General features: G+C 41.2%; 15 protein-coding genes and 1 tRNA gene (1 of these 16 cut by a window edge). 6 read left to right on the forward strand and 10 right to left on the reverse strand.

Features of this window, described 5'->3' with window-relative positions; genetic code table 11:
• Nucleotides 1-55, reverse strand: a tRNA-Ser gene (locus NYF15_RS11495) (it extends 104 nt beyond the left edge of the window).
• A 226-nt stretch (nt 56-281) separates the two neighbouring features.
• On the reverse strand, nt 282-422 hold the full coding sequence (locus tag NYF15_RS11500; RefSeq protein ID WP_165381466.1) for a hypothetical protein: 141 nt from the start codon (nt 420-422) through the stop codon (nt 282-284).
• A 323-nt stretch (nt 423-745) separates the two neighbouring features.
• Here NYF15_RS11500 and NYF15_RS11505 point away from each other — a divergent pair, with 323 nt between their 5' ends.
• Complete coding sequence (locus NYF15_RS11505; protein WP_371353635.1) at nt 746-1,594, forward strand: diacylglycerol kinase family protein; 849 nt, start codon at nt 746-748, stop codon at nt 1,592-1,594.
• 54 nt (nt 1,595-1,648) lie between these two features.
• Here NYF15_RS11505 and NYF15_RS11510 read toward each other — a convergent pair whose 3' ends face one another.
• Nucleotides 1,649-2,578: a DMT family transporter gene (locus tag NYF15_RS11510; RefSeq protein WP_130150260.1), complete on the reverse strand. Its 930-nt coding sequence runs from the start codon at nt 2,576-2,578 to the stop codon at nt 1,649-1,651.
• A gap of 101 nt (nt 2,579-2,679) precedes the next feature.
• Here NYF15_RS11510 and NYF15_RS11515 point away from each other — a divergent pair, with 101 nt between their 5' ends.
• Nucleotides 2,680-4,122 (forward strand): PLP-dependent aminotransferase family protein, encoded by a 1,443-nt coding sequence (locus NYF15_RS11515; protein WP_130150262.1) that lies wholly within the window; start codon nt 2,680-2,682, stop codon nt 4,120-4,122.
• Nucleotides 4,123-4,174: 52 nt separating this feature from the next.
• Here the strand turns inward: NYF15_RS11515 and NYF15_RS11520 are convergent, their stop codons facing one another.
• Nucleotides 4,175-4,975 (reverse strand): YggN family protein, encoded by an 801-nt coding sequence (locus tag NYF15_RS11520; RefSeq protein ID WP_371353636.1) that lies wholly within the window; start codon nt 4,973-4,975, stop codon nt 4,175-4,177.
• A 390-nt stretch (nt 4,976-5,365) separates the two neighbouring features.
• Here NYF15_RS11520 and NYF15_RS11525 point away from each other — a divergent pair, with 390 nt between their 5' ends.
• The gene (locus NYF15_RS11525) at nt 5,366-5,554 is read left to right on the forward strand and encodes a PA3496 family putative envelope integrity protein (protein WP_083515317.1); all 189 of its coding nucleotides are present in this window, start codon (nt 5,366-5,368) and stop codon (nt 5,552-5,554) included.
• 55 nt (nt 5,555-5,609) lie between these two features.
• Here NYF15_RS11525 and NYF15_RS11530 read toward each other — a convergent pair whose 3' ends face one another.
• A complete protein-coding gene (locus tag NYF15_RS11530) occupies nt 5,610-6,092 on the reverse strand; it encodes a glutathione peroxidase (RefSeq protein WP_130150266.1) in 483 nt (160 codons plus the stop codon).
• 67 nt (nt 6,093-6,159) lie between these two features.
• Nucleotides 6,160-7,026 carry a LysR family transcriptional regulator gene (locus NYF15_RS11535; protein WP_371353637.1) on the reverse strand — a complete coding sequence of 289 codons (867 nt, stop codon included), beginning with the start codon at nt 7,024-7,026 and terminating at the stop codon, nt 6,160-6,162.
• A gap of 160 nt (nt 7,027-7,186) precedes the next feature.
• Here NYF15_RS11535 and NYF15_RS11540 point away from each other — a divergent pair, with 160 nt between their 5' ends.
• Entirely contained in the window at nt 7,187-8,341 is a 1,155-nt protein-coding gene (locus tag NYF15_RS11540; RefSeq protein WP_237120401.1) for an iron-containing alcohol dehydrogenase, read from the forward strand.
• Here the strand turns inward: NYF15_RS11540 and NYF15_RS11545 are convergent.
• Together NYF15_RS11545 and NYF15_RS11550 are read right to left on the reverse strand one after the other, a co-directional pair.
• A complete protein-coding gene (locus NYF15_RS11545; protein WP_063700605.1) occupies nt 8,338-8,637 on the reverse strand; it encodes an AzlD domain-containing protein in 300 nt (99 codons plus the stop codon). The genes NYF15_RS11540 and NYF15_RS11545 overlap by 4 nt on opposite strands.
• The gene (locus NYF15_RS11550) at nt 8,634-9,341 is read right to left on the reverse strand and encodes an AzlC family ABC transporter permease (protein WP_237120402.1); all 708 of its coding nucleotides are present in this window, start codon (nt 9,339-9,341) and stop codon (nt 8,634-8,636) included. The genes NYF15_RS11545 and NYF15_RS11550 overlap by 4 nt, the downstream gene beginning before the upstream one ends.
• A 107-nt stretch (nt 9,342-9,448) precedes the next feature.
• On the opposite strand from NYF15_RS11550, the gene NYF15_RS11555 reads away from it, so the two are divergent.
• Nucleotides 9,449-10,099 carry a cytochrome b/b6 domain-containing protein gene (locus NYF15_RS11555; RefSeq protein ID WP_371353638.1) on the forward strand — a complete coding sequence of 217 codons (651 nt, stop codon included), beginning with the start codon at nt 9,449-9,451 and terminating at the stop codon, nt 10,097-10,099.
• Nucleotides 10,100-10,158: 59 nt separating this feature from the next.
• Here NYF15_RS11555 and NYF15_RS11560 read toward each other — a convergent pair whose 3' ends face one another.
• Both NYF15_RS11560 and NYF15_RS11565 read right to left on the reverse strand, forming a co-directional pair.
• Complete coding sequence (locus NYF15_RS11560; RefSeq protein WP_062569450.1) at nt 10,159-10,611, reverse strand: cytochrome c; 453 nt, start codon at nt 10,609-10,611, stop codon at nt 10,159-10,161.
• 103 nt (nt 10,612-10,714) lie between these two features.
• On the reverse strand, nt 10,715-11,185 hold the full coding sequence (locus NYF15_RS11565) for a DUF2721 domain-containing protein (protein WP_062569451.1): 471 nt from the start codon (nt 11,183-11,185) through the stop codon (nt 10,715-10,717).
• A 239-nt stretch (nt 11,186-11,424) separates the two neighbouring features.
• Here NYF15_RS11565 and NYF15_RS11570 point away from each other — a divergent pair, with 239 nt between their 5' ends.
• Nucleotides 11,425-14,850: a S8 family serine peptidase gene (locus tag NYF15_RS11570; protein ID WP_371353639.1), complete on the forward strand. Its 3,426-nt coding sequence runs from the start codon at nt 11,425-11,427 to the stop codon at nt 14,848-14,850.
• Nucleotides 14,851-14,938: the final 88 nt, after the last annotated feature.

Consider the following 14,938-nt stretch of genomic DNA (forward strand, 5'->3'; position numbering starts at 1 on the left):
ACAAACCCCTGCCGGTTTTCAAGACCGGTGCATTCGACCACTCTGCCATCTCTCCACATCGTGATGCGAGAATAATACTTAGCTGAATCGGCTGTGTAAATAGGAAAAAGTTTGTTTGCTTGTTTTTTGAGCGTAAAGAGAGGGTTTTTTGTAAAAAGATTTAATTATTTGCTGTTTTTAACTTAAAAGAAGGGGTTGGAGCAGTAAACGGAGGAGCTAAAGAAGGATCTTCATTAGTGGTTGGGTGTTTACTGCACCGATAAAGTAACCATGGTTGGGGATTACTTGTGTTGTACTGCGCCACCAAGTGCCAGTTTTTTTCCGTAACGGTTTAACTTAGCAAGCATTTTTGCTTTTCTGTTAGTTGGTTTTACGGCAACATGAGTTGCTGCACTTTGATTTAGTGTATTAATCGGGTTCATTACTTTGCTCCAGGTTGTGTTTGGTTGAAAACATGGGTATTTTGCAACCAAACTGGGCAAAAATAAAACGATAAAAATTGAGTCTATCGGATAACTTTTTTTAATCCGAATTTGATTTATTAACAATGGGTTAAGCTTTCTGTTTTGCTATGGTTTGCATGGTTATGCAAGGTGCTTTTTTATTAACGTCAGGTATATAAAGAGTTTTTGTTTTATGTTGTTTTGTTTATGCGTTTTTAAATTTATAAAGTGACTAAATATTCAGATTAATATAATTTGAATGAGTGACTGTTTTTGCCCTGCTTGAAAAGAAGTAATCGTTGATGTTGATAATAATAAAGCCAAGCGACAAAAAAAATCATAAAAACAGTGTTGATTGGCTACTAAAAGAATGTAAAAAAAGACAGATTGAGCCTGAATTGTATTTAACCACAGGTAAGTTTGAGAATGATTGCGCTGATATTGCGCTTTTGGCTAAGAACCAAACTCAAATCGTGGTGATTGGTGGTGATGGAACTTTACACTTAGCTGTTAATGCAGTCATAGAGAGTGATTGTTCAATTGCGTTAATTCCTGCTGGCACAGGTAATGATTTTGCTCGTGGCTTTGCGTGTAAACAACAGGCTTGGTATGAAGCCGTTTTTAATAGCCGTACAGAGTTAATCGATGTTGGACAAATAAACCAGCGGTATTTTATCAATGTTGCGGGTATAGGCTTTGACGCTGAAGTGGTGGCTCAACTAAACAAAGCCGGAACTTTTAGCTCGTTTGGCTACACTTGGCAGGGTATTAAGCAGCTATTTTTATTTCAGGCACGGTCACTTCAGGGTGAGTTTAATGGTAAAGCACTCAACTACAGTAACTTAGCGACGATCTTTGCCAATCATCATTACTTTGGTGGTGGCTTAAAGATTGCCCCAAAAGCACAGCTAAATGATGGTCAGCTTGACTGTTACTGCATGCCCGCAGGTGGTTTGCTGAAAAACCTGCTCAGTTTTGTGTATTTACTACTGGTAAAGCATCATAGTTTGAAAAGGCTAGAATATTCACAGCTAGTCAGTGCAGAAGTAACCACCACTGGACAGCTTATTGAGGCCGATGGTGAGCTGGTAGGTTATACGCCTGCGAAGGTTAGTATTCACCCGCAAGCACTTCGTTTTCATATGCCATAAAAAAGCGCCGGCAAAATTTGCCAGCGCTTGGTGTTAGAGGCGACATAGTCACTTCTAACTGGGGACGGAGCCTTTTTGCTGAATACTGCGGGCAGCAAAAAAAGCTTTAATTTGTTTTGTCGGTGTTAGCACAATAGCATTGCCAAATAAAACTAAGCTAAATCCGATAAAGGTGTTCGCTTGCCATTCGAACCCTTCAAATAAGGTACTTAGTACCACTGCAACCAGTGGGAATAATACGATCACATAACTTGCCCGTTCTGGACCGATATTTTTTAGTAGTGCAAAATAACAAGCAAATGCGATTACTGTACCGAACACAGCCAAATAGAGTAGCGACACCCAATAACTTGTTGGCGCATTCAAGGTAAGCTCTACATCGCTTACTAAAACATAAGCAGCCAAGCCTAAAGCGCTATATAACATACCCCACGCGTTGCCTTGTAGTACACCAATGTTACGCTGAGAGTTTCGAACACTGACCATATTTCCCAATGAAGCCACAAAGGTTCCTGATAGCGCAAGTAGTAACCCGACCAACGCACCATTACTCAAGTTGAATTGCTGAATTTGTGGCCAAAACAAGCTAGCAATCCCCATCACGCCAAGAAGTGCACCAAAGTAAATTCGCTTGGCGATAGGTTTGGCAAAAAATAACCGTGTATTGATGATATTCATCAATAACAGCATGGAAAAAGCAATCGATGCCATGGCTGAAGTGAGGTAATTTTGTGCCCAATATAAAACAAGATAGTTTAAACCAAAGTTGAACAATGCCAGCAAAGCGAAAAAGCCATGGTCACGTAGTGAATATTGCATAGGTAGCTTTTTTATCAGCACGAAAGTCCACATTAAAACGGCTGCAATAGCAAAGCGATAAAACAAGGAGATTTCAACGGCAACATTGCCTAATTGAAACTCAATCGCTAGCCAAGTTGACCCCCAAATTAGTACCGTGACGAGGTAAAGAGCGGCACTTTTCATAGTTAGTACTCAAAAGTTTAAAGTATGTTCATTTTAGGCCTCTTCTGTATACTTAACATATACAGAAAACTAAAAATATAACCTATACAGTTTGGTGTCCGATGTCACAAGTAATCAGTCGCAGTAATAGTGAGTTTTTATATCAACAGGTGATTCAGCTAATAAGAGATCTTTGCTCTCAAGGGTCGTTATTGCCTGGAGAGAAGTTACCGTCGCTAAGAAAAATGGCTGATAAGTTAAACGTAAGTATCCCAACAGTGAAACAAGCTTATCAACTTTTAGAAGGGCAAGGGTTGATAGAAGCCAGAGAAAAGTCAGGATACTTTTTAAAGTCGTCTCAATTAAATCAATCGCGGCCGAAACGAGTGAAGCTAAGTCGCGAACCAATGATGGTGAATAAGCAAGGCTTGATTGAGCAAGTTTATAGTGCCATACATAAAGCCAATGTTGTGCCATTCGGTATTGCAAACCCTATTGCAGCAGCACCGACAGATAAAGCGCTAGCACGAACAATGCGACGTGTAATGACACTGGCTGGTGCATCGGCAATCAACTACGGCCCAATGGATGGTTTTGCACCATTGAAAAAGCAATTGATCCACCGCTATTTAGATTTTGGCATTGGTGTTGATAGTGATGAATTGGTGATCACTAATGGCGCACAAGAGGCATTGGCAATAGCACTTAAATGTGTCGCTAAACCTGGCGATATCATCGCCATCGAATCGCCTTGTTATTTTGGCATTATTGAATTAATTGAAAGCTTAGGCTTAAAGGCGCTGGAAATCCCTCTGTGTCCTGATGAAGGAATTTGGCTAGATGATTTGGCTCAAGCCCTCGATGAGCATGATATCAAAGCGTGTGTTTTTTCAACGTCGTTAAATAACCCCGTTGGTAGTTTTATGCCAGAGACTAAACGCGAGCAGTTAGTGACTCTTTTAGAAGAGCGTAACGTTGTGCTCATAGAAGACGATGTTTATGGCGATCTACATTTTACTGCTAAACGTGCTACGCCAGCGCAAGCTTATTCAAAAAAAGGCTTAGTGATCACCTGTGCGTCGTTTTCAAAAACAGCTGCACCAAGCTATCGTATTGGTTGGATCATTGCGGGCAAGTTTGCAGAGCAAGCAAGGCGTTATAAACGTGCTCTGAGTTGCTCCGCGCCACTTATTAATCAATGGACTTTGTATGAGTTTATCGCCAGTGGTGAGTACGATCGTAATCTGCGTTTGTTGAGGCAGCGCTTGAGTACAAATAAAGAACGTATGATTTGGTGCTTACAGCAATATATGCCAAGTTGCGCGCGCATTAGTAATCCGCAGGGTGGCTGTGTGATTTGGATTGATCTTGGAGGGCAGTATGATGCGGTAAAGTTATTCCATTTAGCGTTAGAGGCGGGGATTAGCATTACTCCAGGGTTAATATTTTCAGCGGGTAAAAAATACCGCAGCTGTTTTCGCTTAAGCTATGGTTTACCTTGGTCTGAGCATTTAGAACAAGCAATTAAAACCTTGTCACAGCTCACAGTATTAGCCAAAAAATAAAAAGCGCAGAGCAAGCTCTGCGCAAAACCAAGTGCGTTGGTTCAGGGATATCTTACTCAGCATGCTGTTTAAATGTGAACAGCTGGTATTCTTTTAATTCAGGTACTAAAGCGACTAGCTCTTGCTCTTTATGGGCAATATCTGCAAAACTGCCACAGAGTGCATCGGCACGCTCTTCTAGTTGTGCGGCTTGGGTTTCTACGCGTGCTTCGATTTGTTCACCCATGTTTTCCATGCGCTTTTCAAAAGCATCCATATCACCACCTGAGCCGATTAATTCAGAACCAAGAGCAACTAAAATACTGCCCATTGATTGCATCATGGCTGACTCAACCGCGGATTCGATTTGCTCATCAAACTGATTCTCAAAGTTTTGGCCAAACTTTTCGAAATTTTGCTGACCCATAGTGAATGCACCTTGTTGATAGAAAGCGTTCTGCACTTCTACGCTAATGTCATCCATTAATTCAGATATGTCGTTTAGGCCGTCAATGTTAAAAGCATTAGCAACTTCTTCGATTGTTACACCTGCGATTTTTACCCCATCAAGCGCGATGTTTGCCACCTCAGGGAGTTGGCTGCGTAAGCTGTCGGAATAAGCGGCAATAGCCTCTTGCTGCGAAGAATTGAGGGATACGTTTTGACCATCAATATATAGATTATTTTGGTTGATGATTTTCATAGTACGATTATCGGCTGTGTAAACTTCTAGCTCGCTTGGCGTAATACGAACATCATTTTTAAATTCAACATCACATTGCTCACCACTGAATGAAATATTTGTATCATTATCGTTATGAGCCATAGCACTTGTGGCGATAAATAAAGAACTTGCTAACAATAACTTTTTCATTTTTTTCTTTCCTGTTTGAAATGACAAAATTTAGTAATCAAATAGAGTGCCAAGCTTTTAAAGTTATTTAATATCAAAAGCTTGTTTGTTTTTATTCATTTGTGGATAAGAAATAAAAATTAATTTTTAACCATTTTTTGGTCAAATTAACCAAAAAATCCATATACATAAATGAGTTTTATCGAAACGATAAAAAACTCTCACTTTTCAGAAATCGAATTTAGCGCTATTTATTCACAATATTGACATATCACCTATTTAGCATGGGGGTATGGCTTTATTTTGGTAGTTTTTAGGTACTAAATTACTACTGAGCTTTTTAAACTTTGCCAATTCATGGAATAAATTTAAAACCGTTGAATTGGTCTCAAACACTTTATGGAGTGGGTTGTGGGTAAGACATTTAGTTATGACGCGCTAGATGACGATTTTGTTGAAGACGAGTACGAAATGGTCGGGCGTAATCAACACGACAAGAAAAAGCAACGCGTTAAGAAGAAGTTGGAAGACTATCTTGAACAAAAACGCTTGCGAAGAAACTTAGGTGAAGATGATTTTGATGATTATTTGAACGACTAAGTATAAATTTAGATAAAGAGGCGCCGCGCCTCTTTATTGCTTTTTGACGTACGCTTTATTTGTGTAATGCCGCTACAATGGTTGATTCTATTTGTTCTGGTTTGGTTAGTGGTGCAAAGCGTTTAATGGCTTTACCATCTTTGCCAATTAAAAACTTGGTAAAGTTCCATTTTATTTTGCGGGTGATAAAGCCTGGCAATTCGGACTTTAGATGTCGAAAAACGGGGTGTGCGTGTTCGCCGTTTACATCAACTTTGCTCATCATTAAAAAGCTGACACCATAGTTGATTAGACAGCCCTCTTTTATTTCTTTAGCGTCACCGGGTTCTTGCTTACCAAATTGATTACAGGGAAAACCTATAATTACTAAGCCCTTATCATGGTATTTTTCATGTAGCTTTTGGAGTCCTTCATACTGTGGCGTAAAACCGCATTCACTGGCTGTGTTTACCACGAGCACAACCTTATTTTCAAAGTCGGAAAAGTCGATAGTTTGGCCTTGAAGGCTAGTAGCAGAAAGTTGGTAAAATTCGCTCATAATGATAACTTTTTATTATTGTTACACTGATTCTAACTTGCTTGAGATTTTTCTAAAAGCGTAAATTTTAATCAGCGAATGCATCGGTTAAATGTTCTATCAGCAAACGTACGCGAAACGGTAATAGATCTTTGCGAGGGTATACTAACCAAGATGCATTATCGCTGACTTGAAACTCATCAAGTACACTCTCTAATTGGCCATTATTTAAATAAGGTTCAACAATATCCAGAGCAAGGTGTGCAATACCAACACCCGCAACAGCAGCATTTAAAATAGCTTGTGGATGGTTGCTACGCCAATTACCATCAATGCGAACCTCTTTAACTTGATTATCAATATTAAATCGCCAGCGTTTTCGCATGGTAATTAGACAGTTATGCTCAGTGAGATCAAAAGGCGTATTAAGAGTTGGGTGATTAGCTAAATACTCTGGGCTTGCTACGAGTGTCATTACGCGTTTACAGAGTGGTCGTGCAATTAAATTAGAGTCTTGCATTCTGCCAAAGCGAATAGCTAAGTCAAAACCTTCTTCAACTAAGTTAACGTTACGACTATTAAAGTCGAGGTCGACTTCAACCTCAGGGTAGCGTTTGACAAACTCTGCGACTTTGGGGGCGATTTGGTTTGCTACAAATTCGCCAGCACCTGTAATACGTATTAGGCCTTTTGGTTGGCGTTGCTCGCCCTGTAATTGATTGTTTGCATCAATCAACTCTTGGCGTATCGCTTTTAATTTAACGGCGTATTCACGCCCTGCATCAGTGAGGCTAATTTTTCGTGTGGTGCGTTGAAATAATACGGAACCTAAACGGTTCTCCAGCTGTTGTACTTGCCGACTTATGTGTGAGGTGGATACTTCCATAGCCTTGGCTGCATGCGTAAAGCTACCATGCTCAACGACATATAAGAACTCTTCTAAGCCTTGCCACATTTTCGACCCTTAGGATGCTGCATTTAATTACGACTAGTTTATGATGATTATTGTTGCATGTCTGCAAAAGTGATTATTTATTTCCATCCTTTATCCCTATATAAAAATAACTACAATAGCCGGGTCACTGATTAATACTCACAAATATGAGAGAGTAAGCATGTTAAATTTTAGCTTTGAGAATCCAACCAAAATTCATTTTGGTGAACAACAAATTAAAGAAATTCAAAATGAGATCCCAAAAAATGCCAAGGTACTGGTTACTTATGGTGGCGGCAGCATTAAGAAAAATGGTGTGTATGATCAAGTTAAAACCGCATTAAGCGAGCATACTTGGTTTGAGTTTGCTGGTATTGAACCAAACCCTAGCTACCAAACGTGTATGAAAGCAGTCGAACTAGTTAAAGAGCAGCAAATTGACTACATCCTCGCGGTTGGTGGTGGTTCTGTAGTTGATGGTAGCAAATTCATCGCAGCTGCAGCTGAGTTTGCTGGCGAACCATGGGATATTTTAGCAAAAGGCGCTGAAGTAAAGTCAGCAGTCGCATTGGGTGTTGTTTTAACCTTACCTGCAACAGGGTCTGAATCGAATACCTTCAGCGTGGTATCAAACTTAGAGACACAAGATAAACTGCCGTTTGCTAGTGAGTTTGTGCGTCCTCGTTTTGCTGTGCTAGACCCTGCTGTGACATTCTCATTACCTGAGCGTCAGGTAACGAATGGTATTGTTGATGCGTTTGTGCATACGATGGAACAGTACCTAACTTATGATGTGGGTGCCAAATTACAAGATCGCTTTGCTGAAGGGATTTTAATGACGCTTATCGAAGAAGGTCCTAAAGCATTCTCTGAACCCGATAACTATCAAGTGCGTGCTAATATTATGTGGTCAGCGACTATGGCACTCAATGGTCTAATTGGTGCTGGCGTTCCGCAAGACTGGGCAACTCACATGATTGGTCATGAAATGACTGCTGTGTATGGCTTGGATCACGCTCAAACATTAGCGATTGTATTACCACGTATGATGGCAGAGCAAAAAGACACTAAGCGTGGCAAGTTATTGCAATATGCTGAGCGAGTATTAGGCCTTGATATTAGCGATGAAGATACGGCAATTGATAACGCGATAGCTGCAACAGAAGCATTTTTCCACAGTGTTAAAATGCCAACTCGCTTAAGCGATTACGAGTTGGATGACAGTGTTGCCGATAAACTTGTGGCTCAGCTTGAGCGTCATGGTATGACGGCTCTTGGTGAGCGCGAGCAAGTTACGCTTGAGAAAAGTCGCGCGATTTTACTTGCAAGTGTCTAACTTAAGATTATAAATAATCCCATCCCTGCCAGTGTTGTGTAGTAAATATTGTGTGTTTTATAAGCCACAATAACGGATACGATTGCAGCACTTAGGTAGGGATTTTGCCAATCTAGATTTATCCCTTCGTCATTAATAAACACAATGGGTACCCAAATTGCGGTAAGTACTGCAGGGGCACTAAAACTTAAAAATTGCTGCATTTTCGGACCGACTTTAAACGGTAGCGCACGGTGTAAAAATAAGTAACGGGTGAAGAAGGTGATACACGCCATCAATAAAATAGTTGTCATCATTGTACGTGCTCCTCTTTTGCTCGCCAGCGACTAATTACATAACCCACCGTCATAGCGATAAGGGCCGCTGTGACTAGCCACAGTTGAAAGCCTTGGCTTTTCAATAGCGTTGCAACTGCACCTGCGGTGATCACGGTCGCCAAGGTAGCAAGGTTCTTTACGCCAGGAATAACTAAAGCAATAAAAGTGGCTGCAATGGCAAAATCAAGGCCAAGATTTGTTAAATCGGGGAGCAAGCTTCCCGCGACTATGCCTAGCAGGGTCCAAATATTCCACGCAATATAAAAACTAAACCCAGCACTTAAAGCATAAATAAGGCGTACTTTTGTTCGATAAGCTTTACGATGGTGCGAGAAAGCAAATAATTCATCAGTGAGAACAAAACTAACGGGAAGCCGCCAACGAAAAGGCTGATCGATGACCTTGTGGCGTACTGCCAAGCCATATAAAAAGTGCCGCGAGCTAATAATGAGTGTGGTAAACAAAATAGTTAAAAGCGGCGTATTGCCAGCCATTAATTCTATGGCGACCAACTGCGCAGACCCTGCAAATACCAGTAACGACATCGCTTGTGTTTCAAATGCGCTAAACCCATTTTGAATTGCTAAAGAGCCACATAAAATACCCCAAGGTAGTACCGCAAGACATAAAGGAAGCATGTCAAAAAAACCTTTAAGTAAGGCTTTTAGAATGGGTTTTTGCATCTTATCGCTCTTGTTTGTTGTTATGGCTCAGATCAAAACACCTATTATTGGAGTGTGTCAAAATCGTCGAAGTTTGCAATAATATACATTTCTTAGGGAGGGTTACAATGTCTAAAGTTAAAGTATGGGATGGCTTTATAAGAAGTTTCCATTGGTTGTTGGTTGCGGCTATCGCGACACTTTATTTTAGTGCCGAAGAGGGCATGCTTGAGCTGCACTTTGCAGCAGGGTATTTCACCCTTGCATTGCTAGTTACTCGTCTTATCTGGGGTCTTATTGGTAGTAAAACTGCGAGGCTCTCAGCACTAATTCACTCTCCTGTTGCTGTAATTAAGTCGTTCACGAGTAGTGAACACAAAGCGGGACATGGTGCGGCTGGTAGCTATATGGTGATAGCCTTTTTTGCTTTGCTCATCGTGCAATTAAGCTCTGGCTTAATGACGAGTGACGATATATTAACGGATGGCCCGCTGGTGGCGCATGTATCCTCAGATACCGTGGAGTTTGCAGGTTGGTTGCATCATCTTAATTTTGATATTTTGTTGTATGCCATTGTGTTGCATGTTTTGGCGATTGTTATTTATCGTATAAAGGGTAAGAACTTGGTAAAGCCTATGCTTACGGGCAGTAGTGATCAAATCTCAGTCACGGAGCCTGTGACTAAATCACCCGTTATGGCATTCGTTATTTTTGCCGTGTGCTTAGTGGTATTATTTACGACTTGGGGAGCAGAGCCTTTAAATTACTTGTTTGGCTAAGGTGCTTCAAAACATTAAAAAAGGCGCTGATAAGCGCCTTTTTTGGTCAACGTTTTTTGCTAGTCTTTGAATGACTTATGGCAATCTTTACAACCTTTAGCCCATGCGCCAAATGCTTTACCAATAACTTTTTGGTCGCCACTTTGTGCTGCAACTGCTAGTTCATCAGCATACTGTTGGAAAGCAACGGCTTTTTTCATAAAGGTTTCGTTGTCGCTCCATACAGCTGCAAGTGCAGATGTATCGCCCTTATCAGAACCCGCTACGAAAGCTTCCCAAGGCATTTTTGATAGTGCTGCTGCATTGTTTGCACGCATCTGAAAACGTTCTGCATCAAAAGGTACTTTTCCTTTTAGCATATCGCCCATGTCACCAATTTGTACGCGAATCATTGAAAATGCCGCTTGGCGGTATTCGATAGCGTCACTTGGCTCTTCAAATACAGAGTCTGCCGATGCGCTAAGTGCCATAGTCGACAGTATCGTACCTAATACTAATTGTTTTAATTTCATTCCTTTTGCCCCTTAATATGTCATAAAGATAAATTAACCGAGTTTTATCTCAGCTAAATAGATTATTCAAGTGTAATGCGGTTAATCTTAACTTAAGTTTAATTTAATCATTTATGTCTATGTCTGCGAAGATCATACCACGGCGCATACTTCGTGTTGCTAAGAAAACTTCACCAAGTAGTGATAAAAAGGCAAAAATGAGTAATGCCATTGCTGCAACAAAGCAGCTGGCAATCGTCACACTTAAATTAATAGATTGAATGTGTGATAAAAACAGACACATGACCACAGCACAGACAAGTAGAGCACTAAGTACGCTTAAGCTAAATGCAATATGGATACAGCGCGAGCGTTTGAGCAAGGCTCTTAATTCGGTCGTTAATGATAGATTAAAATCTTCGTCGGTACTTACTTTTAGCTTTCGCTCAAGCTGTCTTGCACGGTCAGTAATGCGTGCAAGACGATTAGATAAAACCCCCAGTGTTGCAGCAATACCAGTAATTAAGAAAACGGGGGCTACGGCTGTTTGGATTACCTTTGCCATCGTTAAAATGTTAATGACGTCTGAGTTCATTTCGTCTCGCTTTACGTTAAAAAATACAATATTCGTTTACAAACATTTACAACCCACTGTTTTTTATAAATTATTTTAAAAACAATGGGTTTGAAACGATGTTGTGTCTATTTTTGTGGTTATTGTAATCATAATGTAATTATTTTGTTGTTCCTATTTGTGGTCCCGTTTTATATTGACGGCGAAACTCAGTTTCAATCACTGTCAAAACGATAACATAACATATCCTAGGGGACTCTATGTCTAATAATCTAATAAAAAGAACAACAGTCGCACTCGCTGTTGCAAGTGCAATGTGTGCAAGTGCTCAGGCAAATGATTTTTCAAAGTATAACCTAGCGGGTAAAAAACTAATTAAGCCAGTCGCTGTTACTAAACAAGAAAAAAATGTAAAAGGTGAAGCAACAAGCTGGCTGGTTAAACTCAAAGCACCTGCAACAGTTAACGCAACAACCATGGGTGCTGATATTGCCTCAGTACAAGCGGTTGCTAAGACGGCACAAGCATCAGTAGAACAAACTATTGAGAGTATGGATTTACCTGTGCAAGTTATTGCTAAAACATCAACACTTGTTAGCTCAGTTGTTGTAAATGGTAGCAAGCAAAATGTCGCAATGCTTTTATCGAATCCTCAAGTTGAAGAGATATATCCTGTCTATGACTATGAGCTACATGTTGCTGGTAGTGCGGATTATATTGAAGCAACCCCACTTGTCTCAAATGGCTTAGCAACAGGTCAAGGGGTACGCGTAGCTGTACTTGATACAGGTATTGACTACACCCATACGGCATTTGGCGGCGAAGGCACAGATGCAGCCTATGCGGCAGCGACGGCCGATCCAACAACGGTTGATTGGCCGCAAGGAAAAGTATTAGGCGGCTATGATTATATAAATGATGATGCTGATCCGATTGATGTAACAACTGATCATGGTACCCATGTATCCCATTCAGTGAATGGGATTGCGCCTAATGTGGACTTATTTGTTTACTCTGTTTGTGCGGCTAATTGTCCTGGCTTAGCGCAATTACTGGCATTAGAAAACGCAATGGACCCGAATGGCGATGGTGATATCTCTGACCGTGTAGATGTAATTAATATGTCTTTAGGTGGTGATTACGGGGATATTGCCAATGATGCTGTGGGCTTATTTATAAATGAAGCTGTTAAGTTAGGTACGAATGTTGTTATCTCTGCCGGTAATGATGGTGCATACCCCTTTATTGTTGGTGACCCAAGTACAACAGAAAATGCACTTTCTGTAGGTGCTATGACTCATCCCACTGAACCTAGTAATGTGTTTAGTAATGAAGTAAATGGCGAAGAAATCGAAACAGGTCTAGCTTCATTCGGAAATACAGATGCGTTTGTCTTGACCAGCGAAGACCATGAGTTAGTTTACCCAAGTGATAACGCTACGGCATGTGTGGACTTTGCCGAAGATGTCGATTTTACCGGTAAAGGTGTCATTATCGATCGTGGTGAATGTGGTTTTTCTGCTAAGGCATTGCGAGCACAGCAACGCGGGGCTGCTTATGTCATTATTGCGAATAATGCAGAAGGAGGCGCACCTGGCATGTCAGCGGGCCCTGAGGCAGATCAAGTAACTATTCGTGTACTATCTGTAACTCAAGAAGTCGGTCGGCAATTAAAAGAACAGTTATCGGCTGGAGAGCAGCCAGTATATCGTTTTCAGTTAGATAAAGTTGTGCTTTCAGGTGCTATCGCAGGATTTACTTCTCGTGGTCCATCAATGGGTGGCTTGCTTAAGCCTGAGATTACAGCCCCTGGGGTAAACATTATGACTGCACACCCAGGACTCGGTGATGGGTTAACTGGCGTATCGGGTACATCTTTCTCTGGGCCTATTACCGCAGGTGCTGTGAGCCTCTTAAAAGAGGCACAACCAGAGCGTAATGCGTTAGAGCTTAAAGCGACACTAATGAATACAGCAAATTTAGATGTCACCATGGAGCCTCGTGCAATAAACCCAGATGCTGAACTTGCTCCAATTAGCTATATCGGCGCAGGCTTAGTTGATGTTAATAAAGCTGCTAACTTACCTGTTGCTGCATGGGCTGCTGATACTAAGCAGGCGGCACTTTCATTTGGCCTAGTTAACGCTTCTGAGACTGTTGAATTAACAAAGACTATTCAAGTTAAAAACTTCTCGAACGAAGTGAAAGTATATTCGTTATCACTTGAGCAGCGTTATCAAAATGACATAGAGCGCGGTTCATTCTCATTAGAGTACCCACAAACCATCACCGTGCCTGCTGGTCAAACAATGTCATTTGATGTGACGGCAACAATTGACCCTGCTACGTTGCCTGAATGGACATTGACAGACGATAATATTGGTTCGCAAGCGACAACAGCAGATCTAACTAACTTGGAGTTAGATGGTGCGTTAGTTTTCTCTGATGGCGATGAGCCAGCTTTCCACTTGGTCTATCACGTGTTACCAAAAGCGAATGCTGCCATGAGCTTTACACCAGTTGAAACTGAAAGTGGTGTAGCGCATCAGTTGACTAATACAGGCGCGACAACGCTAAACCCTGTTTTTGCACCAACAGTGATGACTGATGATATTGATGAAGCGCATCGCTTTGATCTAGCGGGAGCATCGATTGAAACATTCCCAGTTACGGCGGATATCTGTGAAAGCGGTTATGTGACTTTAACAACCGTTATTCTAAATGAGGGTATTACTCACTCATACGTTGCGGGCTTAATGGCTGACTTTGACCTTGATCAAGATGGTACATACGATGTAACAGTACAAAATGGTAAGCTTGAATGGTTTTTTGAAGATATTGAGCCGGGCACAGCAATCACCTTCACTCATGGTTATGGCAGCGCTTCTGGACAACTTGATAATATCTTTCAAATTATAGGTAATAATCATTTGACCTTACAAAGTTGTTTGGAGGCGTTTGGCTTAACGGCGGATGACCTAGACAATGTAACTGCAAATGTTCGTTTTAGAACAGAGGAAGAGTTGTGGACACCACTGGCGACAAACCTAGGTGATGTTGCAATGGGAACTTATACGTTCAGTGATGCATCTGAAAATGTCTACGCGGCCTTAATTGATGATGCTGGGAATGCTGTCAGCTCATTAGCACCTGGAGAGTCTGCAACTATGCTTAATGCTGGTGCTGATTTCTTAATTTTATCTGATTCAGGTTCGAAAGCATATGTTGCTACTCCGCAAAGTGATGCTAACACCTCGCCTGTTTTAGCGGATGCTGAGTTCTCAGTGGATGAAAATGCAGAAAATGGCACGGTAATTGGCACCTTAGAAGCTAGTTTTGGTGCAGACCTTGCCAACCCTATTTCTGAGTTTATTGTTATCAGCTCGACTTCTACAGCTGTTTCAGTCACTTCCGAAGGTGATGTTGTGGTAATGCAACAAGATATTTTGGATTATGATGCAGGAATGACAGCCATTGAACTTGAAGTTGTTGTCAGTGATAAGTCAGGTAATATCTCGGATCCCGCAATGGTAACTGTGCTTGTTAATAACCTTGCAGATGAAGCATCTGAGATGCCAGCAGAACCTGCTCCTACAGCAAATAGATCGCGTTCATCGGGTTCACTTGCATGGTTAACTCTTTTAGCTGCGCCGTTTGCATTTGTGCGTCGCCGTAAGCAAAAGTAGATAATCAATACGTTTGAATAAAGGGAGCTGTAGCTCCCTTTTTACATTGCTTCACAAAGCCTACTTATATCGTGACTTAACTTTACTT

The sequence above is a fragment of the Pseudoalteromonas sp. 68 DY56-GL68 genome (assembly GCF_041414825.1).
Taxonomy (GTDB): Bacteria; Pseudomonadota; Gammaproteobacteria; order Enterobacterales; family Alteromonadaceae; genus Pseudoalteromonas.